22 protein-coding genes are annotated in these 23176 nt (G+C 57.6%); 8 read left to right on the forward strand and 14 right to left on the reverse strand.

From position 1 onward, the window contains the following. The first annotated feature begins 33 nt into the window (after positions 1-33). Together Q0915_RS20790 and Q0915_RS20795 are read left to right on the forward strand one after the other, a co-directional pair. Entirely contained in the window at positions 34-2928 is a 2895-nt protein-coding gene (locus tag Q0915_RS20790; RefSeq protein WP_299478175.1) for an AsmA family protein, read from the forward strand. Positions 2929-3158: 230 nt separating this feature from the next. Then, positions 3159-5183, forward strand: coding sequence for a S9 family peptidase (locus tag Q0915_RS20795; RefSeq protein ID WP_299478178.1), 2025 nt, complete (start codon positions 3159-3161; stop codon positions 5181-5183). Between the two features lie 27 nt (positions 5184-5210). Here the strand turns inward: Q0915_RS20795 and Q0915_RS20800 are convergent, their stop codons facing one another. After that, complete coding sequence (locus tag Q0915_RS20800; RefSeq protein ID WP_299478181.1) at positions 5211-6020, reverse strand: alpha/beta hydrolase; 810 nt, start codon at positions 6018-6020, stop codon at positions 5211-5213. A 56-nt stretch (positions 6021-6076) separates the two neighbouring features. Here Q0915_RS20800 and Q0915_RS20805 point away from each other — a divergent pair, with 56 nt between their 5' ends. After that, a complete protein-coding gene (locus Q0915_RS20805; RefSeq protein ID WP_299478184.1) occupies positions 6077-6397 on the forward strand; it encodes a winged helix-turn-helix domain-containing protein in 321 nt (106 codons plus the stop codon). Between the two features lie 73 nt (positions 6398-6470). Here Q0915_RS20805 and Q0915_RS20810 read toward each other — a convergent pair whose 3' ends face one another. Next, positions 6471-7304 carry a hypothetical protein gene (locus Q0915_RS20810; RefSeq protein WP_299478187.1) on the reverse strand — a complete coding sequence of 278 codons (834 nt, stop codon included), beginning with the start codon at positions 7302-7304 and terminating at the stop codon, positions 6471-6473. A 360-nt stretch (positions 7305-7664) separates the two neighbouring features. Here Q0915_RS20810 and Q0915_RS20815 point away from each other — a divergent pair, with 360 nt between their 5' ends. After that, a complete protein-coding gene (locus tag Q0915_RS20815) occupies positions 7665-8456 on the forward strand; it encodes a ChbG/HpnK family deacetylase (protein WP_299478190.1) in 792 nt (263 codons plus the stop codon). A gap of 52 nt (positions 8457-8508) precedes the next feature. Here Q0915_RS20815 and phnN read toward each other — a convergent pair whose 3' ends face one another. From phnN to phnG, 9 genes are all read right to left on the reverse strand, one after another. Further along, positions 8509-9039 (reverse strand): phosphonate metabolism protein/1,5-bisphosphokinase (PRPP-forming) PhnN, encoded by a 531-nt coding sequence (phnN, locus tag Q0915_RS20820; RefSeq protein ID WP_299478192.1) that lies wholly within the window; start codon positions 9037-9039, stop codon positions 8509-8511. A 40-nt stretch (positions 9040-9079) separates the two neighbouring features. Then, the gene (locus Q0915_RS20825) at positions 9080-10225 is read right to left on the reverse strand and encodes an alpha-D-ribose 1-methylphosphonate 5-triphosphate diphosphatase (protein WP_299478195.1); all 1146 of its coding nucleotides are present in this window, start codon (positions 10223-10225) and stop codon (positions 9080-9082) included. Further along, positions 10222-10971: a DUF1045 domain-containing protein gene (locus Q0915_RS20830; protein WP_299478198.1), complete on the reverse strand. Its 750-nt coding sequence runs from the start codon at positions 10969-10971 to the stop codon at positions 10222-10224. The genes Q0915_RS20825 and Q0915_RS20830 overlap by 4 nt, the downstream gene beginning before the upstream one ends. Before the next feature lie 107 nt (positions 10972-11078). Then, entirely contained in the window at positions 11079-11783 is a 705-nt protein-coding gene (gene phnL / locus Q0915_RS20835) for a phosphonate C-P lyase system protein PhnL (RefSeq protein WP_299478201.1), read from the reverse strand. A 15-nt stretch (positions 11784-11798) separates the two neighbouring features. Continuing rightward, positions 11799-12587: a phosphonate C-P lyase system protein PhnK gene (gene phnK / locus Q0915_RS20840; RefSeq protein ID WP_299478204.1), complete on the reverse strand. Its 789-nt coding sequence runs from the start codon at positions 12585-12587 to the stop codon at positions 11799-11801. Beyond that, positions 12584-13513 (reverse strand): alpha-D-ribose 1-methylphosphonate 5-phosphate C-P-lyase PhnJ, encoded by a 930-nt coding sequence (locus tag Q0915_RS20845; protein WP_299478207.1) that lies wholly within the window; start codon positions 13511-13513, stop codon positions 12584-12586. Before Q0915_RS20845 ends, phnK begins: the two co-directional genes overlap by 4 nt. Continuing rightward, on the reverse strand, positions 13510-14634 hold the full coding sequence (locus tag Q0915_RS20850) for a carbon-phosphorus lyase complex subunit PhnI (protein ID WP_299478210.1): 1125 nt from the start codon (positions 14632-14634) through the stop codon (positions 13510-13512). The genes Q0915_RS20845 and Q0915_RS20850 overlap by 4 nt, the downstream gene beginning before the upstream one ends. Before the next feature lie 3 nt (positions 14635-14637). Beyond that, a complete protein-coding gene (phnH, locus tag Q0915_RS20855) occupies positions 14638-15279 on the reverse strand; it encodes a phosphonate C-P lyase system protein PhnH (protein ID WP_299478213.1) in 642 nt (213 codons plus the stop codon). Then, the gene (gene phnG, locus Q0915_RS20860; protein ID WP_299478216.1) at positions 15279-15764 is read right to left on the reverse strand and encodes a phosphonate C-P lyase system protein PhnG; all 486 of its coding nucleotides are present in this window, start codon (positions 15762-15764) and stop codon (positions 15279-15281) included. The genes phnH and phnG overlap by 1 nt, the downstream gene beginning before the upstream one ends. 130 nt (positions 15765-15894) lie before the next feature. Here phnG and phnF point away from each other — a divergent pair, with 130 nt between their 5' ends. Continuing rightward, complete coding sequence (phnF, locus tag Q0915_RS20865) at positions 15895-16635, forward strand: phosphonate metabolism transcriptional regulator PhnF (protein WP_299478219.1); 741 nt, start codon at positions 15895-15897, stop codon at positions 16633-16635. A gap of 103 nt (positions 16636-16738) precedes the next feature. Here the strand turns inward: phnF and Q0915_RS20870 are convergent, their stop codons facing one another. After that, complete coding sequence (locus Q0915_RS20870) at positions 16739-17581, reverse strand: LytTR family DNA-binding domain-containing protein (protein WP_299478222.1); 843 nt, start codon at positions 17579-17581, stop codon at positions 16739-16741. A 392-nt stretch (positions 17582-17973) separates the two neighbouring features. On the opposite strand from Q0915_RS20870, the gene Q0915_RS20875 reads away from it, so the two are divergent. Next, positions 17974-18630 (forward strand): VPLPA-CTERM sorting domain-containing protein, encoded by a 657-nt coding sequence (locus tag Q0915_RS20875; protein WP_299478225.1) that lies wholly within the window; start codon positions 17974-17976, stop codon positions 18628-18630. Positions 18631-18741: 111 nt separating this feature from the next. Here the strand turns inward: Q0915_RS20875 and Q0915_RS20880 are convergent, their stop codons facing one another. Next, on the reverse strand, positions 18742-19206 hold the full coding sequence (locus tag Q0915_RS20880) for an Lrp/AsnC ligand binding domain-containing protein (protein ID WP_299478227.1): 465 nt from the start codon (positions 19204-19206) through the stop codon (positions 18742-18744). A gap of 156 nt (positions 19207-19362) precedes the next feature. On the opposite strand from Q0915_RS20880, the gene Q0915_RS20885 reads away from it, so the two are divergent. Further along, positions 19363-20379 (forward strand): 1-aminocyclopropane-1-carboxylate deaminase, encoded by a 1017-nt coding sequence (locus Q0915_RS20885; protein ID WP_299478230.1) that lies wholly within the window; start codon positions 19363-19365, stop codon positions 20377-20379. Between the two features lie 102 nt (positions 20380-20481). Here the strand turns inward: Q0915_RS20885 and Q0915_RS20890 are convergent, their stop codons facing one another. Continuing rightward, positions 20482-22092, reverse strand: coding sequence for a BCCT family transporter (locus Q0915_RS20890; protein ID WP_299478233.1), 1611 nt, complete (start codon positions 22090-22092; stop codon positions 20482-20484). A gap of 264 nt (positions 22093-22356) precedes the next feature. Between Q0915_RS20890 and Q0915_RS20895 the strand changes: the two genes are divergently transcribed. Beyond that, complete coding sequence (locus Q0915_RS20895) at positions 22357-23121, forward strand: SDR family oxidoreductase (RefSeq protein WP_299478236.1); 765 nt, start codon at positions 22357-22359, stop codon at positions 23119-23121. Positions 23122-23176 lie beyond the last annotated feature (55 nt).

Genomic DNA, 23176 nt, shown 5'->3' on the forward strand with positions numbered 1-23176 from the left:
ATTAGGGCCGATTCGCGAAGGGAGACGCTCAATATGCGACGACTTTTGATCGGACTTGGCAGTCTGGTGATCATGCTGGTGACCATTGTTCTGGTCGTGCCGCTGTTCCTGCCCAAGGACGAGATCAAGCGTCAGGTGGTGGAACAGGTCGATAAGCGGCTTGGTTGGCGGGTCCGTCTTGACGGCCCTGTCTCCCTGTCCCTGTTTCCTGGGTTTTCGCTGGACGCGCAGGATATCGGTGTTTCCGGCGAGGCCGGTGCCGACGGTATAGAGTTCGCCAAGGCGGAGCGCGTCGTGTTCGGGCTTGCCTGGGGCGGCCTCCTGTCGGGCAACATTCAGGTGACGGGAATTACGCTCGATCAGCCCGACATATATCTCGAGGTCAGCCCAAACGGCGCAACGAGTTGGGAACCGCGCCGCGATCTCGGGCTTTCCGGTGACACGGCTTCCGGGACCAGCGAAACCTCTCCCGCTGGCGCAGACACACAGCCGGCACCCTCAGATACAGCGCGCGATTCCGGCGGTTATCTCAAGAGCATCGGTGTTGACAGTCTCACCATCAACGGTGGCACGCTCACCTACAAGGATGCAACGCAGGAAAAACCGCTCAAGGTCAGTGGCCTCGACATGACCCTGTCCGCACCGGATCTTGGCGGTGACGTTGAGCTCACATCCGGCTTTGTTCTCCAGGACATCCCGATTGCCGTCAGCGGAAGCCTGAGCAACCCGCTCGGCCTGACGTCGGGCGAGCAGGTGCCGCTCAACCTAACGGTCTCAACGGGCGAGAATTCCTTTGAGGTTTCAGGCGAAACAGGTCTCGAGCCGACCCGTGCGGAACTGTCAATCAATGCGGCCGGGCCTTCCCTCAAGGCGTTGGCGCAACTGGCCGGACAGGAGATTGAAGCCGATCCCGGTGCTTATTCGCTCGACGCCATAATTTCCGGTTCGGAGGCATCGATTTCCGTGGCCGATCTGCACCTGGTTCTTGGCCAGTTGTCCTTGGGAGGCGCGGCGGACGCGGATCTTTCTGGACTGGTGCCTGAAGTTTCCGGGCGTTTGGTGCTGAAGGACGGGTCAATCAAGGACCTCTTGCTGTTGGCCGGGCAGGATCTTCCGGCAAGCGGCAATCTGAGTGCCGATCTTGCCTTCGAAACGGTCGGCTTAACGGGTACAGAACTCGTGGCGGGCCTCGATATGAACGGATCGATCTCGATTGCCGACGGCGAAATCGGCGGGCTCGGTCTGGCATCGACCGTCGGTGATCCGGAAGCCGATCGGTTGACCGATCTGGCGGTGGATGTGGATCTCCAGGGACTGGAGCGCCCCATATCGATGAGCGGTGCGCTCGCCTGGCGTGGCGAGGCCTTCAGCATCACAGGCGAAGCCGACACGGCAAAACTTATGACCGGCAGTTCCGCACCCGTTTCCGTCGCGCTGAAAGGCAGCCGGGTCAGTGCCGGATTTACCGGCCAGGTCGCGATGACCGGAACCGTCGACGGGGCCGTCAATGTCGATACGGCTGATCTACGCGGGCTCATGGGGTGGCTGGGACAGCCGATCGGAGCAGGCGGCGGGCTCAAAACCTTCAAGGCTTCCGGGATATTCGGGCTGCAACCCGGGGCGATTTCGTTTGAGGAGACACGCTTCACGCTCGATGAAACAAGCGGTGAGGCGAATGGCAAAATTGCCTTCGGAGACAGACCAAGCGTGAACGCGCGCCTGGCGCTGCGCCAGCTTGTTCTGGACCCATACCTTGGGGACGCGCCGCAGAGCAGAGGCAATAATACCGGAGGCTCCAACAGTACCGGAAGCTCGGGTGCATCAGGTGGCAGCGGCAACGCTGCGCCGCAGACACCGAAGCAAGCGTGGAGCACGGATCCGATCGATTTTGGCGGTCTTCAGGCGGTCGATGCCGATTTCAAGGTTACCGCCGACGAAATCCGCTGGAACGAGATCAAAATCGGCGAGAGCGCGCTCTCCACCACCATCAAAAACGGCGTGTTGACAGCCAATCTGGAAAAACTGGCCCTTTACGATGGGGCGGGTATGGGCAGCGTCACGCTGAACGGCGGTGTGCAACCGCCGCAGGTTGCCGCTAAATTTTCACTCGCCGGGCTAAGTGCCTATCCGCTGCTGCGTGATGCTGCCGGTTTCGAGTGGATCGAAGGCCGGGCGGCCATCAATCTTGATGTCACATCAACGGGGGCGTCCCAACAGCAGCTTGTCCAGGGATTGAACGGAACGGCCGACTACGAATTCGTCGATGGAGCAATTCGCGGGATCAATATCCCGAAGATGGTTCGAGGTCTTTCGGTCGAGACATTGCTTGGATGGCAGGAAAACCAGTCCGAAAAAACCGACTTCAGTTCTCTCGGAGCCTCTTTCCAGATCGAAAACGGTATTGCCCGTACCGACGATCTGGCCATGGTCGGGCCTCTGTTGCGCATGTCTGGCAACGGGACGACGGATCTACCGAACCAAAGCCTGAAATGGCGTGTCGAGCCGAGCATCGTGCCGACGCTTGAGGGCCAGCCGCCGATGCCGCGCCGGAAGGGCGAGGACAAGAAGATGGCCGGTCTCGGGGTTCCGATTGTCATTGACGGACCGTGGAGCGATCCCCGGATCTATCCCGATATCGCCGGTATCCTGAAGGATCCGGAGGCCGCCTACAAGCAGTTGCAGCAGACGGGCGGCGAACTGATTTCCATTTTGAAAGGCAACAAGGACGCGCCCCAGGAGCTTGTCGAAACGGCAAATGATGTCATTCAGCGCGCGACGGGAGGACGGACGCAGATTGATGTCCAGAAGGTTATCGATGGCGATGTCGATGATGAAGAAGTCCTCAAAGCGGTGGAGGAAGGCTTCGGTCTGCCGCCGGGGCTGCTCGGAAGTGTCCTGAAAAAGAAGAAGAACGACGACAACAACTGACGACGTTGATCCGCCGCGCGAGACCAAATTTCCCTGTCAAAACAGTATCTTGACAGTTATGTATTAGTCGTGTGGGCAAGCGTGTCACGAGGCCCGAACTGGCCGTAACAAACTGGTTCGTTTCCGCAGGTATATGCTTTCGACCTGCGGGATCATCTCAAAATCAAAATGTAATTTAAGGTATGGTATTCCTGAAAATACTATCATTCGTTGTTGGCTGGAGCGTCGTCATGCGATTGCGCGATTTCATTTCAAAAAAATACCTGCACGTTTTTGCCCTGGCCTGTGCCGGCCTCATTGCCGGGCCGGCCGTCGCACAAGTTTCCTGGAGCGCCGAAGCAAGCCTTAAGGTGCACCGCCTTTCGGATCTTTCGTTTTCACCCGATGGCGCCAGGCTTCTTTACGGGGTTAACAGTGTGGACCTTGGCGAAGACACCTATCCGGTCGAATTTTTCATTTCAGATGCGGACGGAGGCAATACCCGCACATTGCTCGAGCCTTCTTCCAACCATTCCGCGGCCCAGTGGGCGCCTGACGGAAACCGGATTGCCTACCTGTCTTCCAGAACCGGGATCAACACTGTCTGGGTCATTGATCCAAGAGGCGGAAAAAGCGTTCAACTGACCCGTGTTCGGCGTGATATCTCCAGTTTCAAGTGGTCGCCCGACGGCAATGCCATAGCGTTTGTCATGCCGGATCCCGACTACATCCCCCCGGATGTGCAAGATTCGGACACGTTCGAGAAGAATCATCTTTGGCTGCAAAAGTTGAAGGACGGCAAGCCGGATGGCGAGGCGGTCAATCTGACGGTGAACGCCGACTTTTCTGTAAGCGAATGGGGCGGAAACTGGTCCTACGACTGGGCGCCGGACAATCGCAGCATTGCTTTTGCGCATCAGGAACGTCCCGGTCTGGATTACTGGACGAAAGCACAACTATCGATTGTTGAAATCGGAACCGGGAACATCCGCCGGATCTACGGTGAGGATGAAAACTGGAAGTATTTTCCCAGATATTCGCCTGATGGAAAATGGATTGCGTTCATTAACGCACCGGGAGCGTTCAAGTGGTCTTTCCTGTGGGATATCAAGCTGTTTTCCGTTGGTGGCGGTGACGTTGTCGAACTCCCTGCAAGCAAGAACAGATTGCCGTTTCCATGGGAGTGGGCACCGGACTCACAGAGCCTGTACTACATTGAAAATGATCGCGTGACCTATTCGTTTTACGAAATGCCGGTCGACGGATCCGCCTATTCCAAGATATTCGGATCTCCGGAAAACTTGAGCGTGCCGGGTCTCAACACCTACCTGACTTCTTCCTTTGTGGACGTCAGTGCAGACGGTTCAAGGCTTGCCTTCATCGGTCAGACACACGACCTGCCGCCAGAGATATATGTCAGCGATGTGAGTGAGTTCGACCCCGTCAGGGTTACTGGCGTGAACGATGAATTTGCCGGGGTGGGAGACTTAAGGACGGAACTTGTCGAGTGGACGTCGCTCGACAATACACGTGTGGAAGGGCTTCTAAGTTATCCGGAGAGTTATCGCGAAGGTGAAGTCTACCCATTGGTCGTGCAGATACATGGTGGCCCGAATGGCGTCGACTTCAATGAATACTTGCCGTTGATGAAGTTCTTTGCGACCGCAGCGTATCTGGAGAAAGGTTATTTTGTCTTGCGCGTCAACTATCGTGGCACGCTTGGTTATGGCCGGACGTTCCGAGAGGGTCTGATCGGAAGATTCGGTGGTCCGGACTATCAGGACATCATGACCGGGGTGAACAATGTCATTGCACGTGGGCTTGTGGATCCAGAGCAGCTTTTCGTCGTCGGGCAGAGCAACGGCGGCACATTGACGAGCTGGATCATTACGCAAACCGATCGTTTCAAGTCCGCCTGCCCGATTGCCGGTGAAACAGACTATATCAGCCTTGAGGGCACAAACGGCTATTTTCAGACAAGCTGGTACCTCGGTGGAAGTTTCATAGACAATCTGCAGATGTTTCTCGATCGGTCCCCGATCTTTCACGTCAAGAACGTGCGCACACCGGTTCTTATTCAGGGGGGGCTTCTGGACGACAATGTCCCGTATACGCAGTTGGAAGAGTTTTATCGTGCCATAAAACGTGCGGGTGCCGAAGCTCAACTGGTCGGATACCCTAAATCCACCCACGACTACTATCCCCCTAACCTCTACCTCAGGCTCCTGCGCTCTTGTCTCGACTGGACGGAAAAGCATCGCAAAACAAGCGAGTAATCGCGTCCGGCCCAATATCAGAAATTTTCAAAGGTTCTGCTGAAGCGCGCCAAGCAGGGGGGCCGGTGCGTCTTCATGAACGAGATGAGCAGCATCCTCGATCGGCGTGAAACTGTCTGCTTTGAGCAATTCCTGAACTTCGCGGCCTTGTTGTTCCGGGATGAATGTGTCGCGCGTGCCCCAGATCATGTGAACGTCAAAGTCTGTCGGCTTGTAGAGTTGTTGTGCCTGCGCGATGTTTCGGACGTCCGCCTGCGCGATCTGCCGGTAAAAGGCCGGTTTGCCGATCTCGCCGGACCAGGGTTTGAGGTACATCCTGATTGTGTCTTCGCGAAGCGGGTAGTGGGCAGCGGCCTGAATGTAGGCTCGAAAAAGGGCTTCATGGGCGTAGTCGGGCAATCCGGCGAATGCCGGTTCGTATTGCGAGACGTGGGCAAAGAAAGGGGAACCGGATGGCAATACCGCGACAGAATTGATGAGGTGCAGTTTGCCGTATTCGATTCCATTCACAAAATGCCCGCGCAGGGCGGCAAGACCGCCGAAGTCATGTCCGACGACTTGCGGCCGTTCCAGTTGCCAGTGGCCGATCAGGTGTTCCAGAAGATCGCTTTGTACCGACTCGGTCACGTTTTGCGCGTCGCTTTTCTCGGACAACCCGGTTCCCAGCATGTCGAAGTAATAGACCTTGCGGTTGTGTGCCAGCCACGGCGCGATCGAGCGCCAGGCTTGTGCCGACCACGGGAATCCGTGCACGAGCACGATCGGCTCACCTTCACCCATCGATCCCCAGGCCACGGATTGACCGTTGAAGGAAAACCGTTCATTCAAGTGCAGCATCGTTTCGCCTCGCATCTAGAGATATACAATTAGCAAAATAGCTATATGACTATAATATGCCACTCCGCGAAGATCAAATAAAAGCGCTCGCCAACGAAACCCGGATCGAGATCCTTCGCATTCTCGACCGGCCGATGGAGCATTTTTCCCATCAGGAGTCAGCGGATCCTGAAGAGAGCGGTGTGTGTGTGCAGTTGATCGCAGAGCATTTCGGTGTCAGCCAGCCGACCATGAGCCGGCATATCGAGCTGTTGAAGCGGGCAGATTTCATATCTGCCAAGCGGCAACAGAAATGGACCTACTGTCTGCGGAACGAAGCGGCACTGGCGGATTATGCCAGTTGGCTGAAAGAAAGCTTGAAAATCAGAGATATCTGAAGAGAACCCGCACCGGGGTCCAGAAGAGCCCCGGTGCGTTTATTCCGGCATGAGATCTTGTGCATTTTGATCGTTAGTACCAGAAACCTTCGCGGCGCCAGATCGTGAATTGCCCGCGCACGGGTGGTGAGGGCGTTCCGCCGTCAATCATGAATTCCCGGCCGCCGTTGATACCCTTGCCATTGGTCTGACGCAGGATCACATATTCGTTGCACTGCGGCCCGCCACTGGAACTCTGGCACATGTCGATGCGGGCTCGTTTTCCTTCCATCTGTTCCCAGACCCAGTCCACGATTGCGACGTGTCCGCCCCAGACCATGAAGTCCAGCGGCTTGACTTCGGTGATGTCGTCGATGTTGATCTTGGCGACATGTTGCGGGTACTTGCGCGGGGAGACGCCGTGATATTTGTCCCACTCGCCGACCCAGATCAGGAAATTCGCGACAAAGCCGATGCAGTCCATGCCGAAAAAGCGGTCCTGAACCATTTGCTGCAGGGCGGCGCGGTCCGACATCTTGTCGAAGTAAAGTCTCTTGATCTTTCCCTTCTCCTCGACGTCCTTGGTGCCGTCCTTGTTCGCGCGGCCACAGACTTCGACTTTGTATTTGTCGAGAAGGTCCTTGTGCTTCAGCATGAAGTTCCAGATCTTGACGAAAGCTTCGTCGTTGCCCTGTCCCTTCAATGCAAGGTCAATCGCCCTGCCTCCAACATGCCGGTTGAGGTTTTCGCCTACCTCGTTCTTGATCCAGCGGAAATTCTTGTAAAAACTGTGCGCGCTGTCGTTCCCGCCGTTGCCGCGGTCCTTGCAAAGATACTGGTTGAGCGCAACCGGACCAGCGTTGGTCTGTAACCCCGGTTTGGTGAGCAGATCCACATATTCGTACGGCAGGTTAAATGCTTCGGCCAAATTAGTTCTCCATCAATTGTTGTAGCGACCGGCACGGGTCCGGTCAGCGCGTACGACCCACCTTGCCTGAAATACAGGCTGTGAGACTGGCCGCAGCGCAGGGCAGAAAAATTGCCCCTGGTAAAATCAGTACGGTCAACCGATCAAGGCTAACACATTTCCAGGGCCAGCCTTAGAGGCATCGATGCACGAAGATGTTGCGCGAATGCAGATAGGCAGCTTCGCGGCTTTGGACGTGCGGAACCGCGTTCGCTGAACTGACTGAAAACCTAGACTGCGACACTTTATGGCGAACACGGCAACTGACGTCAGAAGTGTGTTGTGTTTTGATCGGAAGCGTCACCAGGAACAGGTAACCGAATGCCGGAAAAAACGAGATTGCTCATACGCGTGGACGATGCGGGCTCCTGCCGGGCGTCGAACCTTGGATGCCTGCGTGCCTGTACAGAGGGGCCGGCGCGGAGCACCGAGGTCATGATGCCGTGCGCCTGGGTCCCTCACGCCGCCGTGCTATTCAACGCACGCACCGATGTCGATATTGGCATCCACCTGACCTTGACCAGCGAATGGAACGCAGTGAAATGGCGCCCTCTGACAGACGCGGAAAGCCTCGTCGATGAGGCGGGGTACTTTCTGCCGTTGCTGACGCCGAGGGCGGGAGACCATCGGCCCAGTCTGGTCGACAGACGCTGGTCGCTCGACGAGATCGTACGTGAATTCCGGGCGCAAATCGAACTGGGCGTGAAGCTGTTTTCAAATGCCTCCCACATCAGCTCGCACATGATACGGCATTTTTCAGATTTCGACCCACGCCTTGGCGAGGCTATTTCCGAATTGTGCGAAGAGTTCGGACTGATCGACGATCCTTTCGGACACGGCCTTCCAAGGTTCGCTCCCTATCCGGCCTTTCCCCGGGACAGCCGCTTCCGGGCCAAGTCGTTTGTAGACGGCCTGACGGATCTCTCTCCTGGCACCCACATCTTCATTGACCATCCCGGGGTTGATTGTGACGAACTGGCTGACATCGGCCATCCCGGCTATGAAGACGTGGCTGCGGACAGGGTGTCTTGCCTGGACATGCTGACCTCGCCCGAAGTTGCTGAGGCAATCGATCGGTTGGGGGTTGAGCTGATCAGCTACCGCGAGCTCTAGCTGGTCGCATCTCGATGGCATGACGCCGCCGGCGCATCGTGCACAGACAATTTCAAAGATGCAGAGCGCGGACCATCTCGGTTATTCCCTCTTCCACCGTGCCTGTGTTTTCGATCCGGTGAAGGTTCGGGACATCCTGTGGTTCAAGGTCCGCCCGTCTCAGGCGCTGTTCGATATCGTCTCTGCTTTCCCGTCCCCTGGAAGCCAGACGCTCGGCAAGTACCTCGACCGGTGCCGTGATCAGCAGCACTATGGCTGTCTGGTATTTTTCGGCCGCGCGTGCCAGGACGCGGCGCGATCCGTTGGCAATCACGGTGCTTCCGGTTCGAATGTGTTCGTCATAGGTCTTCGGGATGACGTAGCCCAGGCCGTGCGCTTCCCAGGACAAAGCAGTCTCATCCCGCTCGACCAGATTGTCGAACTCTTCCCGGGTAAGCGTTTCATGATCTTCAGCCTCCGGATCGGCGCGGCGCGTGATGGCGCGGCGGGCGAAAAGGACATCGGTCCTCTCGGCCAGCTTCAACTGAAGCGCGGACATCAACGTGTCCTTTCCAGCGCCGCTCGGTCCAACCACGAGCACCATTCTGCCAGGGCCGACTTTATCCGAGGGTGATCCGCCGGCTTCAGGCAACGCGCCTGCCCTCGCGCCAGACGCCGCGCACGATCGGAACGCTGCCGACAAGTTTTACCTGTATCAGGTCGGCACGCAGACCGGGAGACAGAGTGCCGCGATCGGTCAGCCCGATTGCACGGGCCGGGCTGGATGTGACCGTGGCGACCGCTCTGGGCAGGTCGATGGTCTCGATTTCGTCTGCAAGCTGGAAAGCCGCCTGGATAAGGGAGGCCGGAACGTAGTCTGAAGACAGCACGTCGAGATGTCCCGCTTCGGCGAGTTCTTTTGCCGATACGTTTCCGGAGTGCGAGCCGCCGCGTACGACATTGGGGGCCCCCATGAGTACCGCCATGCCAGCCTCATGGGAGGCTTTCGCCGCCTCGATTGTGGTCGGGAATTCAGCGATTTTCGTGCCCAGTCCGATCGCTTCTTCGACATGGTCGATCGTCGCGTCGTCGTGGCTTGCAATGGCAATTCCGCGATCTTGTGCGAGTGCCGACAGCTTCCTGCGGTTATCGGGTGCCAGCCCGCCAGCGCGTGCCTGCCGCCGCCGGATGAACTCGTCCATCTCGGCGTCGGTAAAGCCCTTCTTGCCCTGGTAATAGATCTTGTAGGAATCGAGCGAGACGAACTGCCGTTGGCCTGGCGTGTGATCCATCAGTGAAATCAGCCGGATGCTCTTGTCGTCCTGGAACACTTCGAAAGCGCCCAGAACATCTGGCGCTGAGACCTCGCAGCGTAGGTGGATGAAGTGGTCGGCGCGAAGCCTGTGTTCGCGCTGGCCCGTTTCGATCGCATCGGCGAGCGCACGCATGTCCGCGTAGCTCAGGTCGGCATCTTCATCCATCCCGACGCGCAGCGCATCGAAAACGGTGGTGATACCGGCGCACGCAATCTGGGCGTCATGTGCCTGCACCGCCGACACGGTGTTCCAGCGCACTTTCGGGCGAGGGGCGTAGTGGGTTTCCAGATGGTCTGTGTGCAGCTCAACTAGACCGGGCAGGAGAAAGTCGCCTTCACAGTCGTGGCCCTCGATATTGCTCGGCGTTTCGATTGCTTCGATCGCGCCAGATGAGTTCACGCTCAAGGAGCCGTCGATAACCTCGTCGGCGAGTATAAGCCTTGCGTTCTTGAAGACTTTCAGATGCGTGCTCATGCATTCTCCTCGGCGGCCGGACGGTCGGCGTGGTCGCCAGCCGGACCCTCGCGTTGCGTCCCTGTTAGCTGAAAAACGGTGTGAACGTCGAACGGTGCGCCCCGCTCCGGTTCAACGTAAAGCGCGAAGGACCGGCAGATGTGCGGGCGTCCGGTGACCTCTGCGAAGTGCCGCTCGGCCGCTGCCTTCATCCGATCGGCTTCTTCTGCGTTCTCCAGCTTGTTGGAGAGCGTCATGTGGAAGCGGAACTCGTCAAATATGTAAGGGTACCCCCACTCCGTCAGATAGCCGTCCTGTCTGGCCGTCAGGCCACTCTTGCGGCGACGCTCAATATCCGCTTGAGAAAGAGGCGCGCGAAAATTCTCGAAGCGGCGAACACATGCCGAGGCAAAGGCAGCCAGCTCCGGTTCATCCGCATTAGGTGTCAGGGCAAGGAATTTGCCGAGCGGATTGACAGTGAAACTTCTGACTTCGAAGGGTGATGCAGTCTGTGCAAAGTCGCCGCATGCCTGAACAAGGTCCGTTTCGGTGACGTTGGACCGCAAGTGAAACGGCGCCTTGAGCGTGCCGTGAAAGCCGTAGCGGCGCGGGCTGTCGGTCAGCGCGTGAAGACGCTCCGGATCAACACCCGCCACGTCCGGCTGGGTGAGGGACGTTCCGGTAAAGGGGTCTCTGCCCAGCCAGGTGTTCCCGAGCTGCATCAGTAAATCGTCCGCATCGGCTGCAAAATAGAGGGCGTAGCGCATTTCGGTACCAGGGTTCAGTCAAGGGAGGCAGAAAGGCTCTAAAGGCAGGCGGTGACTGTTCTGTGACAGTTTGCTCCCGCCTGCAACCGTTTCCTTGTCAAATTCGGTCAGGCGGCCGCGTCTGCGGCAAATGCGGTCACATCGATGATGCGATCGGCGATTTCCTCCCTGACATCCTGATCGTGCAGAATACCGACCATTGCGACACCCTGTTCCTTCTTTTCCTGCACGAGGCGGACGACCACGGCCCGATTGGCAGCGTCGAGCGAAGCGGTCGGCTCATCGAGAAGCAGGATCGGATAGTGCGCGATAAATCCGCGGGCAATATTGACCCTTTGCTGCTCACCTCCGGAAAAGGTCGCGGGCGGCAGCGTCCACAGCCGTTCAGGAACGTTCAGGCGGGCAAGGAGCGAGCGTGCCTTCTTAACGGCGTTGTCCTCGCTTTCACCCTGGGCAATCAGCGGCTCCGCCACGACGTCCTCGGCCGAGACGCGCGGGATTGTCCTGAGGAACTGGCTGACATATCCGATTGTGTCCTCACGGAGCTGCAGGACTTTTCGGGGTTCGGCATCGGCGACGTTGATGATTTCGTCGTCAATGGTGACAAGGATCTGACCCTGATCGCAGCGATAATTGCCGTAGATCATTTTCAAAATGGAGCTCTTGCCGGCACCGGACGGGCCGCCCAGAACGACGCATTCCCCGGTGTTTACGGAAAATTCCACCTTGTCGACGACCGGTATGATCGTGCCACCCTGAAGATGCATGGTGAAGGACTTGCCGACATTGTTGAGATAAAGACGGACAGGCATGTTTGGTTGCTCCTCTCAGACTTGAAGGATGGAGGACACAAGAAGCTGTGAGTAGGGCTCGCGCGGATCGTCGAGCACCTGATCGGTCAGACCGGCTTCAATCACATAGCCTTGGCGCATGACCATAATCCGGTGCGAGAGCAACCGGGCGACAGCAAGGTCATGGGTCACGATCACGACCGACAATCCGAGATCGGATACAAGCCGCCGCAGAAGATCGAGCAGCCGTGCCTGCACCGACACGTCGAGGCCGCCTGTGGGTTCGTCCATGAACACCAGCCGCGGGTGGGTTACAAGATTGCGCGCGATCTGAAGCCGCTGGCGCATGCCGCCCGAAAAAGAACGCGGGTCGTCGTCAATCCGGTCGCTTTCAATTTCAACGCGGCCCAGCCAGTCGTCTGCTGTTGAACGGATATTGCCGTAGTGCCGTTGGCCGACTGCCATCAGCCGCTCGCCCACATTGGCCCCTGCGGACACATTCATGCGCAGGCCGTCTGCGGCATTCTGGTGCACAAAGCCCCAGTCGGTGCGCATCAGAAGGCGGCGTTCTGCTTCCGTCAGTTGGTAAAGATTGCGCATTGCGCCGTCGCGCATCCGGTATTCGATGGCACCGGCTGTCGGCGCGAGTCGCGTCGACAGGCAGTTGAGCAAAGTGGTCTTGCCGGAGCCGCTTTCCCCCACGATGGCGAGCACTTCGCCCGGCCACAGATCGAAGGAGACGTCGAGGCAACCGACCCGGTCGCCGTAGTAGCGGGTGACATTGTGAACCTGCAGAAGCGGTTCGTCCGATTGAATCGTGTTCATCGGGTCGTTTCCCTCTGGTTCTTTTCTGTAATCTGGGCCGCGGCCGGATTGGCTGCCATTGGCCCGGTGTGACCTTGTGCGCGGCGTTCCTCGCAGTGGTCACTGTCTGAGCAGACGAACATCCGCCCGCCTCTGTCGTCGAGAATGACCTCGTCGAGATAGACATTTTCCGCGCCGCAGAGTGCGCAAGGCTTGTCGAATTTCTGGACCTCGAAGGGATAGTCTTCAAAGTCGAGGCTTTTCACCTTCGTATAGGGAGGGATCGCATAGATGCGTTTTTCACGGCCGGCGCCGTATAGCTGCAGCGCAGCCATTTCGTCGATCTTCGGATTGTCGAATTTCGGCGTCGGCGAAGGATCCATCACATAGCGGTCATTGACCTTCACCGGATACGCATACGTGGTGGCAATGTGCCCGTTTTTCGCAATGTCCTCGTAGAGCTTCACATGCATGAGGCCGTAGTCCTCCAAAGCATGCATCTTGCGGGTCTCGGTTTCGCGCGGCTCCAGAAAACGAAGCGGTTCCGGGATGGGAACCTGGAACACCAGGATCTGGTCCTCGGTAAGCGTTTTCTCCGGGATGCGGTGCCGCGTCTGGATAACGGTCGCCTCGGAGGTTTCGTAGGTCGTCCGGACACCTGCCGTTTTTTCGAAAAAGCCGCGTAGGGACACAGCATTCGTCGTATCATCGGAGCCCTGGTCGATCATTTTCAAACAATCGTCCTTTCCGAGGACCGCGGCCGTTACCTGAACGCCGCCTGTTCCCCAGCCATAGGGCATCGGCATTTCACGAGACGCAAAGGGCACTTGATATCCGGGTATTGCGATCCCTTTCAGGATCGCCCTGCGGATCATGCGCTTTGTCTGTTCGTCCAGATAGGCGAAATTGTATTCGCCCTGATCGTAGATCTGAGCCGTGTCATTCATTCTGCAGCCTCCTGGGCAGCGGCATCTTCATCCGGGTTCTGGTCACGTTTTTCGAACCACTCAGCGCGCATCCTGCGGACAAGATCGAGTTCGGCCTGGAAGTCGACATAGTGGGGCAGTTTCAAGTGTTCGACGAAACCGGTCGCCTGGATATTGTCAGAATGCGAGAGGACGAATTCGATGTCCTGGGCCGGCGCAGACTGTTCTTCGCCAAGCTCCTGCCAGCGCATGGACCGGTCGACCATGGCCATCGACATGGCCTTGCGTTCGACCTGGCCGAAAACGAGGCCGTAGCCGCGTGTAAAGGTCGGTGCGGCTTTTGAAGACCCCTTGAACTGGTTGACCATCTGGCACTCGGTGACCTTGATTGTCCCGAGCGTTACGGCAAATCCCAGTTCTTCCGCGAAGAACTCGACTTCCACCTCGCCATAGCGGATTTCACCGGCAAACGGGTGGGTCCGCCCGTAACCGCGCTGGGTGGAGTAGGCAAGTGCGAGCAGGAAGCCCTCGTCGCCACGCGCAAGGTTCTGGAGGCGTAGGTCGCGATCCGCTGGAAAAGCAAGCGGTTCGCGCGTGAGATCGCCGACAGGGGCGTCAACGTCGGTGATCGGGTCCGGTTCCATAAGGCCTTCGTCACCGAGCAGGTCGGTCACGCGTGGCATGGCTTCGTCGCGCATCTCTGCCGTTTCAACAGGCAATTCAGCGCCATCCGATTCCGCGGCGAGTGTGAAGTCGAGCAGCCGGTAGCTGTAGTCGAATGTCGGGCCGAGCACCTGGCCGCCCGGCAGGTCCTTGTAGGTGGCTGAAATCCGGCGCTCCACCAGCATCCTGGCGGTGTCCACCGGTTGGCTGTATCCGAATCGAGGCAAGGTGGTCCGGTAAGCCCGCATCAGGAATGCGGCCTCGATCAGGTCACCGCGCGCCTGCTTGATGGCAAGTGCCGCGAGAGTTTCGTCGTATAGCGACCCTTCGCCCATCACGCGGGCGACGGAATGGGACAGCTGTTCAGCGATCTGCTCCAGCGTCAGCGCGGGCACCGACGTGTCGCCCCGGCGGCGTTTGGCAAGCAGCTTGTGAGCGTTTCGGATGGCTGTTTCGCCACCTTTGACGGCAACATACATGGCTCAGGCCTCCGTGAGCGTAATGCGGGTGGAGCGGGGCAGCGCCGCGACCTCTGCCGTGCCTGCAAAAATCAGGTCGACACCACGCGGAAACTGCCGGTTGTTTGAAACGACCTGATCCCAGAAAACGGGAGGAGTGGGACCAGTGCTGAAGGATGCGGTGTCCTTTATTCCCGGACCGGCCAGCGTGACAGCCTGAGCCTTGCCGAAGGTTTGTCCGGTGAGGATCACCGTCGTCGACTGATCGGGATACTCGGCGGAGCCCTGGTTGAAGCTCGCTAGCGGGATCATCGATTGTGGTTCGCTCACAAGCGCAAAGGCGGCTTCTACGGGCTCCGACAGGATCGGCGCGCCCGTGTGAAAGCGTAAAAAGGCCTTCACGGCTTCGGATTGCATGAGCGGTCGGTCAAGCCAGACAGGGGTGTCGTAGTCGAAGAGTGTCAACGCTATGGCAGCCGCCGCCGGCGTCAGCGGCTCAGGTGGAACTTCTGAGCACATCACGAGTTTTTGGCGTGTGCCCGGGCGTGCCATGACGCTCATGATCGCTCGAAAACAGGCCTGTGCGTCGTGAACGGGGTCGAGGAAGCCGGCAGAAAGCGGCGTGCTTCGCCCATTTTGAACGGGTGTTGAAACTGTCGTTTCCATCAGTTGTCTCCCCGCACCATCGTGAAGAAGTTGACTTTCGTCGCTTCGGTTTCCTGTTTCACCGTTTCACCTGCGGCTGCATGAGCCTCGGCAAGCGGTGTGATGATGTCCTGCTCGATCTGCGCGCGCTCTTCGTCTCGCTGCCAGCGGGCGTCGATCAGAGCGGTGTGAAGGGCTTTTTCCTTGTTGCGTCCGAGGCTGTAGGAGCTCCCGGTTTCGCCAGTTGCAAGACGAACAACGCAGCGGGTCACCGTAACTTCGCCGAGATTGAAGGGATTGCCCGTGCCGCCCATGCGACCGCGCACCATGACCAGTCCTGTCTCGGGCTGGCGCACAAGTTCGTAGTCTGCAGCCTGTAGGGCGTGGAATTTTTCCGCGATGGCATCGGGTGCCGCGGCTGCGAGCGTTGCCATGATTTTTTGGCGTTCAAGTTGGGCACCTGCGGTGTGACTGGAGGTGCCGTCGGGAGTGCTGGCTTCGGTCATAAGTCGCGCCTTCGGTTTGGCGGTAACTGGAGAGAATGTCGAAAACGCATTTTCTCTACCGCTGAATTGTCTATTTGTCTATACAAATAATCCAGTTGACTCTTTGGTACTGAAAATTGATGACGAGCGCATGACGAAAAACACCATTCTCGACCGCAGCGCAGGCATTGCCGTCTGGCGCCAGATCATGGAAACGCTGAAGGCGGAAATTGTCAGCGGCAGATTTGAGGAAGGAAGCCGTCTGCCACCGGAATCGGAGCTTGCCACCCGCTTTGGTGTGAACCGCCACACGGTGCGGCGGGCCATCGCAGCGCTGACGGCGGAAGGTGTCCTCAGAGCAGATCAGGGCCGCGGCACTTTTGTTGCTTCAGCGCCCCTCAGTTATCCGATTGGGCCGCGAACACGGTTTTCGGAAATCGTTTCCGGGCAGGACAGATCGCCGAGCGGGCGGCTGATCGGTTCAGCGCTGGAAGAGGCCGATGCACTGCTTGCGCAACAGCTTGAACTTCCGCTTGGAACCATGCTCATCCGGCTTGAAACGCTGCGCGTTGCGGACGGTATTCCGATGATCGTCGGTACCGGCTGGTTCGAACAGTCGCGGGTACCGAATTTCGTTGCCGACTATGCTGAAAGCGGGTCGATCACCAAGGCCCTGCAAAAGGCCGGGATTGATGACTACCGGCGCAAGGAGTCACGCATAACCGCGGAGCTGGTGGATGCCAGGGATGCGCAGCAGCTTGGTATCCCGCTGGGCCAGCCGGTCATGGTGGTGGAAAGCGTCAATCTCGACATGTCCGGCAGGCCGATACAGTACACACGAGCAAGGGCCGCTGCAGACCGGATCCAGCTTGTGGTGAACGGGGAAATCTGACGGCAGTCATCCTTTAGTGCATATGCGGGTCAGCGAGCATCGCCCGCTCCAGCTTACCGGCTTGCAGAAAAATTCGCGTCCGAAGCCGAACGTCAAGGCTCCGCTAGACAGGCTCGACCCTGGCACTGGAGACAAGTTGCTGGCGTGCCGCCTCAAGATATGTGGCGCTGACCGGAAGGTCCCGACCGTCTTCGAGCACAGCGCGGTATCCCCTGTCGCGTCTCTCAATCGCTTTCAGAAACTGTTGCGCCACCCAATGAGAGCGATGCACACGCACGCCGGGATATCCTTCAAGAAGGTCGATGGCATCACTCAAGCGCATGAGGATCAATGCCTTTCCCGTCGTTAGCGTGACCTCTGCATAGTGATCCTGCATTGAAATCGACACGACAGACCCATGACGCACATTGTGAGGCAGACGTGACATCAGGGGCACAGAAGCTGCCTCCAACTGTTCAGGCGCTGGCGCAGCTGGCGCGGCATCGGTGGCTTCCGAAACTAAATCATCAGTTGCTTTGCGTTTTTCCAGCCGGTTGCCGAACAGAGCAGGCCAGAGAACGAATTCGGTCAAAAGAAGCAAGATCGAGAAAATCGTGACCTGCACATAAAGAAGCGGATAGGGCGTCGTAATCTCGAGCTTGTCGCCAACCATTCCATAGAGAACGGATATGTAGCCCGCCGCCGGCAGCGCGGCCAGCGCGATCCCTAGGACAAATCGCGGGAAGGAAGGAATTCTGCCTGCCAGACGGCTGAAATAGAAAACATGCAGGATCGGCACGACGATCAGCGCACAACCTAGAATATCCAGGCTCCAGAAAACCGCACGCTGCCACAAGGTCATGGTCTCGTACGTTCCGAACGGGCCCACGCCTATGGCGATAAAGGTTATGCCAAAATAGAGAAAAAGCTTCCTTTCGGGATCAAAAACTACGTCAATTTCACGCATCGCGAATTGGTCTCTGCGAATTAAATCAAAATTTCTCAACGGTTTCACGCAGCCGCCGTTCCGTAAGCACGAACTTTCTGGATTAGTCGTCTGCGCTTGTTCCAATCGGAGAAGATTGATGCGCGCCGGACCAAAAATCAAGCGCCGGGGCAAATCGATTTCGATCGGGCAGGAGCCTGGGTGGTCATGTCAAGGGGTGTCGAAATTGAAGTTCCAGCAACTTTTGCGTTTGCAGGGGTTCCCCGCGCATGAAACCCCTTTCGAACACGTGACATGGAAACGGGATCACCTTGGACAGCGAGCGAGAGGATCGGTCTCGGCACACTCCTCAAATTCAAAATGACAGCTGGTTTCTTTAGCTGATTTCCAAAACAGAATGTGAGAATCGCATCATGAAAAAACACATATTTCTAGCACTGGCAGCGCTGATATTTCCGACATCTCTGTTCGCGGCAACAATGACGCTGAACACAGTCGATGATGGCTGGGTACGGACATTTGGAGGCGACACCGTGAACACCGGCGACACCACGATTTCGGTGTCGCAATCGGGTGCAAACATCTTCAATGGCATATTCGAATTCAATCTCGCGGGAATTGACGATAACGCGACAATCAATTCGGTCGCGTTTGAATGGACCAATACCCGGTTCATTTCCAACCTCGGAGCCAACGCAGAAGTAGACCTGTTTGCCTATTTGGGGGACGGCTCCGTCACGATTTCGGACTTCAATGCTGCCGGTGATCAGGTTGCGGATACCAGCGTTTCAACGGGTGGATCGCCGGGCGACGTCAACACGATCGCCTTCACAGATCTGACCATGTTCACATCGGCTCTGCTGGGCGATCTGTTGAGTGTCAGGTTCGAAACCGACAGCTTTGCCTCGTTCCAGATCGCGTCCCTGGAGAACCAGGACTGGGCTGCCGGTAGGCTGATTGTCGACTACACACCAGGCCAGGTTTCGGCAGTACCGCTTCCGGCCAGCGGACTGCTTCTATTGGGTGCACTTGGCGGCGTCGCTGGTCTTCGCCGCCGCAATAAGACCTGATCCCGATCCTGGTCGATGCACTCAGCGCCCGTTCTTCCCACAGAGCGGGCGCATTTGTCTGGAATGTTGATTTTCCAGGTAGGGCAGAGTCGGCGCTGTGGTGTCTCGGATCTAGAAGGACAGCGGCGCGTTGTCGGTGACTTCCTTCATCACGAAAAAGGTACGCGTCTGACGGACGCCTGGTAGTGCAATCAGTTTTTCGCCGTGCAGCTTGTTGAAATCCGCCATGTCCTTCACCCTGATTTTCAGAAGGTAGTCGAAGTCGCCGGCTACCAGGTGGCAATCCAGCACGAAATTCAAGGCCTGAACGGCGTCTTCGAATTCGGCAAAGCTTTGCGGCGTAGAGCGATCCAGAACGACGCCGACAATGACAAGCGCTGCCCGATCCACCCTTTCCGGATTGACCATGGCACGCACTGATCCGATGACATCTTCATCGAACAGGCGCTGTGTACGCCGGTGACATGTTGCCGGACTGACGTTCACGCGTTCTGCAAGCTCGGCATTTGATAGCCTTCCGTCTTCCTGCAGGAGCTTCACGATTTTCCGGTCTGTTCTGTCCAGACTTTGAGGCATGAGAGATTCTCTCAATAATTTGAAATTTTTCGGATGAATATCATAATTTCTCCGGAAATTGTTGAATGTTTCATAGTTTCATTCGGCAGAATAGAAAGCACCTTCGGCAAATTTTCTGTCAGTCTTGGCCCGTCTCAAACAACAAGGCATGCACTCATGAATCTCGACCGTTTTGAACGCTATCCGTTGACCTTTGGGCCGACACCGATTGAACACCTGCCGCGCCTGACGGATGCTCTTGGTGGAGAGGTTCAGATTTATGCCAAACGAGAGGACTGCAACTCCGGTCTGGCCTTTGGCGGCAACAAGCTTCGCAAACTGGAATACATCATTCCCGACGCCATTGCCTCCGGTGCCGACACTCTTGTTTCAATCGGTGGCGTGCAGTCGAACCACACACGAATGGTCGCCGCGGCCGCGGCGAAAATCGGCATGAAATGTGTTGTGGTGCAGGAGAAATGGGTGCCGCACTTTGATGCTGTTTATGACCGTGTCGGCAATATCCTCCTGACACGGCTGATGGGGGCCGATTCCCGGCTTGTCGACGACGGCTTCGATATCGGCATCCGCAAGAGCTGGGAAGATGCCATGCAATCGGTCCGCGACGCTGGCGGAACGCCCTACGGTATTCCGGCCGGGGCTTCCGTTCACAAGTTTGGCGGGCTTGGGTATGTGCGGTTTGCCGAAGAGGTGAAAGCCCAGGAAGCTGAGCTTGGGTTCCAGTTCGATTACATCATCGTGTGTGTCGTCACCGGCTCCACCCAGGCCGGTATGATCGTCGGCTTTGCCGCACAGGACAGGGCTGAGCGGGTAATCGGGATCGATGCGTCAGGAACGCTCGATCAGACGCGTGAGCAGGTAAGGGAGATCGTCGACAACACCGCTGATCTTGTCGGATTGGGCCGCCCGGTTTCAGATGCGGAAATCGTCATCAACCCCGACTACGCCTATCCGGCTTATGGTGTTCCTTCGGATGAAACCAATGATGCGATCCGGCTTGCTGCAAGGACGGAAGCGATGATCACGGATCCCGTCTATGAGGGCAAATCGATGCAAGGGATGATCGATCTTGTCAGGAAAGGCGAGATACCGGCGGGCTCAAAGGTTCTTTATGCCCATCTGGGCGGTGCGCCTGCGCTGAATGGCTACAGCTACTACTACAAGGATGGGTGATTGCTCGATCAAGAGCCTGAGGACATTGCTGTCTGAACCGCGCTTCCTTGCGGGGAAGAGAATTTGGCAGCGGACGGGTAACCGTCCGCTGCCTTTGGCAATTTACATCTTGGCGCGTTCAGCTCTGAGCGCGAGCCACAGGCAATAGCACATCACCAGCACGACAATCGTGAACGGTATGCCGGTCGAGACTGCCGCCCCTTGGAGGGCCGAAAGCCCACCGCCGAGCAGCAGCGCGATGGCAACCAGTCCTTCCAGCGTGCACCAGAAGATGCGCTGGATGACAGGCGCATCCATCTTGCCACCTGCCGTGATCGTGTCGATCACCAGCGAACCGGAGTCCGACGACGTCACGAAGAAGATGATGATCAGCAGCAGCGAGATCGGTGCGACGATCTGGTAGAACGGCAGTTCCTTCAGGAAGCCGAAGAGGGCTCCTTCGGGCTTGTACGCGTCGATGACCGTCGCGCGGACGCCTTCTGCGCCACCTGCATTCAGCATGTCGATTGCTGCGCCGCCGAAGGTCGACATCCAGAGGGCGCAGACTGCCGTTGGCGCGATCAATGCGCAGAGCACGAACTCGCGCACTGTCCGGCCTTTGGAGATACGAGCGATAAACATGCCGACGAAGGGCGACCAGGCGATCCACCATGCCCAGTAGAATGTCGTCCATCCGTGGAAGAAACTCGTATCTTCTCGCCCGAAGGGATTAGACAGCGCGGGTAACATCAAAATGTAGTCTGTCATGACGGAGAAGTAGCGCGAGATTGCGACGCCGACCCCGGTCACAAGGATTACGAAGATGAACAGCCCGACGGCCATGATCATGTTGATTTCCGACAGTCTCTTGACGCCCGCATCCATGCCGAGAAGAACCGAACCCAGAGCGATTGCGGTAATGAAGATGATGAGCAGAACTGTCACCGTCGGAGTTGGCTCGATGCCGAAGACTTCGTAAAGACCAGCGGCTACCTGTTGTGCGCCAAGACCCAGTGAGGTGGTCAGACCGAACAAGGTCGCGAAAACGGCAAGTGTATCGATGGCGTGGCCCCACCATCCCCAGACACGTTCGCCGAGCAGGGGATAGAATGCGGACCGCAGGGTCAGCGGCAGACCGAGATTGTAGGCGAATATCGCAAGCGACAGTCCGACCGCAGCGTAAATCGCCCAGCCCTCAAGACCCCAGTGGTGAATGGTTCCCACCACGCCAACATACTCGTTTCCGGGCTGCGTGATGTCGACGCCAAGCGGACTTGCACCACCGCTTTCGGCGAAGTTGTAGTAGACCGGCTCAAGCACGCCGAAGAACAGCAGCCCGATGCCGATGCCGGCGGCGAACATCATCGCGATCCAGCCGGCATAGGAATAGTCAGGCTTGGCATCCTTTCCGCCGATCCGCACGGATCCGACCGGCAGAACGATCAGCGCCAGGCAGAAAAGCGTGATTGCATTGACCGACAGGACAAGGAACCAGTCGAACGTGCTGGTCAGCCAAGGCCGGAGCCAGCCGAAGAACGCGGCGGCGGCTTCCTGATTGGCGAGCGAGATTAGTACGAATGCCGCGATCAAGATACTCGAGATCAGAAAGACGGGATTGTGCAGATCCAGACCAAATGGGCGAATATTGTCCTGTCCGAGTTCATACTCGGTTTCGAAATCCCAGACCCGGGGATCCGGATCCAGCATTTTCTTGGTTTCCGACGAGTCAGACATATCCCCTCCTGTCCGTTGCTGTTCCCCGTCCATTAGCGTTGCATAGGAAAGGGACGAGTGTCCAATGATTGTGCGAATAAATGTCGCATTGAATCGGTCGAATACGTCACAGGGTATCGCAGGCCCGACTCTTGCCACTTGCCTGACGTGACAAAGCGGAACCGATCAACAACTACTGATGCGCCACATTGCGAGGGGTCTACAAGTCGGATCTCTTCTTTTCGAAATTCCTTGAATTTATCACGGCTGGAAGGGGTCGATCGGATGAAAAGACGAGTTTTTGTGTCAGGCGGTGCTGCCGGTATCGGTCGCGCCATGGCAGAGCGGTTTTTAACTGACGGTGCTGAAATCGCGATCTGCGACGCTGATGCGTCTGCCGTATCAGACTTCCAGAAAACCCACCCAAAGGCGCTGTGCGGCGTCGCGGACGTGACCAGCGAAGCGGAGATGCAGGCGTTCCTTGGCCAAGTGGAAAGCCAATGGGGCGGAGTGGATGTCGTTTGCGCGAATGCAGGCACGGGAGGGCCGGCCGGTGCGATCGAAACGCTGGACTATGGTGAATGGCAGCGGTGTGTCGCGACGAATGTCCATGGCACCTTCCTGACCTGCCGCTGGGCTGCCCGGGTGATGAAAGCCGAGGGGGCGGGCCTGATTGCAATGACGTCCTCGACTGCAGGCATCATGGGATACCCGATGCGTTCGCCCTATGCGGCGGCAAAATGGGCCATCGTCGGTCTGATGAAGACGCTTGCCATGGAACTCGGGCCGCATGGCATTCGTGTCAACGCAATCTGTCCCGGCGCGGTAGAAGGTCCCCGGATGGATCGCATCGTCGCAAAGGAAGCCGTCGCGCGCGGGCTCAGCGAGGAAGACGTCCGTGCCCTCTATGTCGAGGGTGTCTCCATGAAAACCTGGGTCAGCGCAGAGGACGTTGCAAACATGGTTCATTTCCTTGCATCCGACGCGGGACGAAGGATTTCCGGACAAGTCCTTGCGGTTGACGGTCATACCGAAACGCTTGCTCCGTGAACTGGAAGCATCATGATGCTCTGCGAAAGCTTTTCCGCGGCCTGCACCCGCCTAG

It is taken from the genome of uncultured Roseibium sp. (assembly GCF_947494555.1).
Taxonomy (GTDB): Bacteria; Pseudomonadota; Alphaproteobacteria; order Rhizobiales; family Stappiaceae; genus Roseibium.

Excerpts from the sequence above, each read along its gene's own strand:
- Q0915_RS20875 (WP_299478225.1), top strand. The coding sequence starts at position 17,974 with ATGAAAAAACACATATTTCTAGCACTGGCAGCGCTGATATTTCCGACA.
- phnK (WP_299478204.1), bottom strand. The coding sequence starts at position 12,587 with ATGAACACGATTCAATCGGACGAACCGCTTCTGCAGGTTCACAATGTC.
- phnH (WP_299478213.1), bottom strand. The coding sequence starts at position 15,279 with ATGGAAACGACAGTTTCAACACCCGTTCAAAATGGGCGAAGCACGCCG.
- Q0915_RS20795 (WP_299478178.1), top strand. The coding sequence starts at position 3,159 with ATGCGATTGCGCGATTTCATTTCAAAAAAATACCTGCACGTTTTTGCC.
- Q0915_RS20890 (WP_299478233.1), bottom strand. The coding sequence starts at position 22,092 with ATGTCTGACTCGTCGGAAACCAAGAAAATGCTGGATCCGGATCCCCGG.
- Q0915_RS20880 (WP_299478227.1), bottom strand. The coding sequence starts at position 19,206 with ATGCCTCAAAGTCTGGACAGAACAGACCGGAAAATCGTGAAGCTCCTG.
- Q0915_RS20845 (WP_299478207.1), bottom strand. The coding sequence starts at position 13,513 with ATGAATGACACGGCTCAGATCTACGATCAGGGCGAATACAATTTCGCC.
- Q0915_RS20790 (WP_299478175.1), top strand. The coding sequence starts at position 34 with ATGCGACGACTTTTGATCGGACTTGGCAGTCTGGTGATCATGCTGGTG.
- phnL (WP_299478201.1), bottom strand. The coding sequence starts at position 11,783 with ATGCCTGTCCGTCTTTATCTCAACAATGTCGGCAAGTCCTTCACCATG.
- Q0915_RS20870 (WP_299478222.1), bottom strand. The coding sequence starts at position 17,581 with ATGCGTGAAATTGACGTAGTTTTTGATCCCGAAAGGAAGCTTTTTCTC.
- phnG (WP_299478216.1), bottom strand. The coding sequence starts at position 15,764 with ATGACCGAAGCCAGCACTCCCGACGGCACCTCCAGTCACACCGCAGGT.
- Q0915_RS20815 (WP_299478190.1), top strand. The coding sequence starts at position 7,665 with ATGCCGGAAAAAACGAGATTGCTCATACGCGTGGACGATGCGGGCTCC.
- Q0915_RS20850 (WP_299478210.1), bottom strand. The coding sequence starts at position 14,634 with ATGTATGTTGCCGTCAAAGGTGGCGAAACAGCCATCCGAAACGCTCAC.
- Q0915_RS20885 (WP_299478230.1), top strand. The coding sequence starts at position 19,363 with ATGAATCTCGACCGTTTTGAACGCTATCCGTTGACCTTTGGGCCGACA.
- Q0915_RS20800 (WP_299478181.1), bottom strand. The coding sequence starts at position 6,020 with ATGCTGCACTTGAATGAACGGTTTTCCTTCAACGGTCAATCCGTGGCC.
- phnN (WP_299478192.1), bottom strand. The coding sequence starts at position 9,039 with ATGGTGCTCGTGGTTGGACCGAGCGGCGCTGGAAAGGACACGTTGATG.
- Q0915_RS20805 (WP_299478184.1), top strand. The coding sequence starts at position 6,077 with ATGCCACTCCGCGAAGATCAAATAAAAGCGCTCGCCAACGAAACCCGG.
- Q0915_RS20830 (WP_299478198.1), bottom strand. The coding sequence starts at position 10,971 with ATGCGCTACGCCCTCTATTTTGCAGCCGATGCGGACGATTTACTGATG.
- phnF (WP_299478219.1), top strand. The coding sequence starts at position 15,895 with ATGACGAAAAACACCATTCTCGACCGCAGCGCAGGCATTGCCGTCTGG.
- Q0915_RS20895 (WP_299478236.1), top strand. The coding sequence starts at position 22,357 with ATGAAAAGACGAGTTTTTGTGTCAGGCGGTGCTGCCGGTATCGGTCGC.
- Q0915_RS20825 (WP_299478195.1), bottom strand. The coding sequence starts at position 10,225 with ATGAGCACGCATCTGAAAGTCTTCAAGAACGCAAGGCTTATACTCGCC.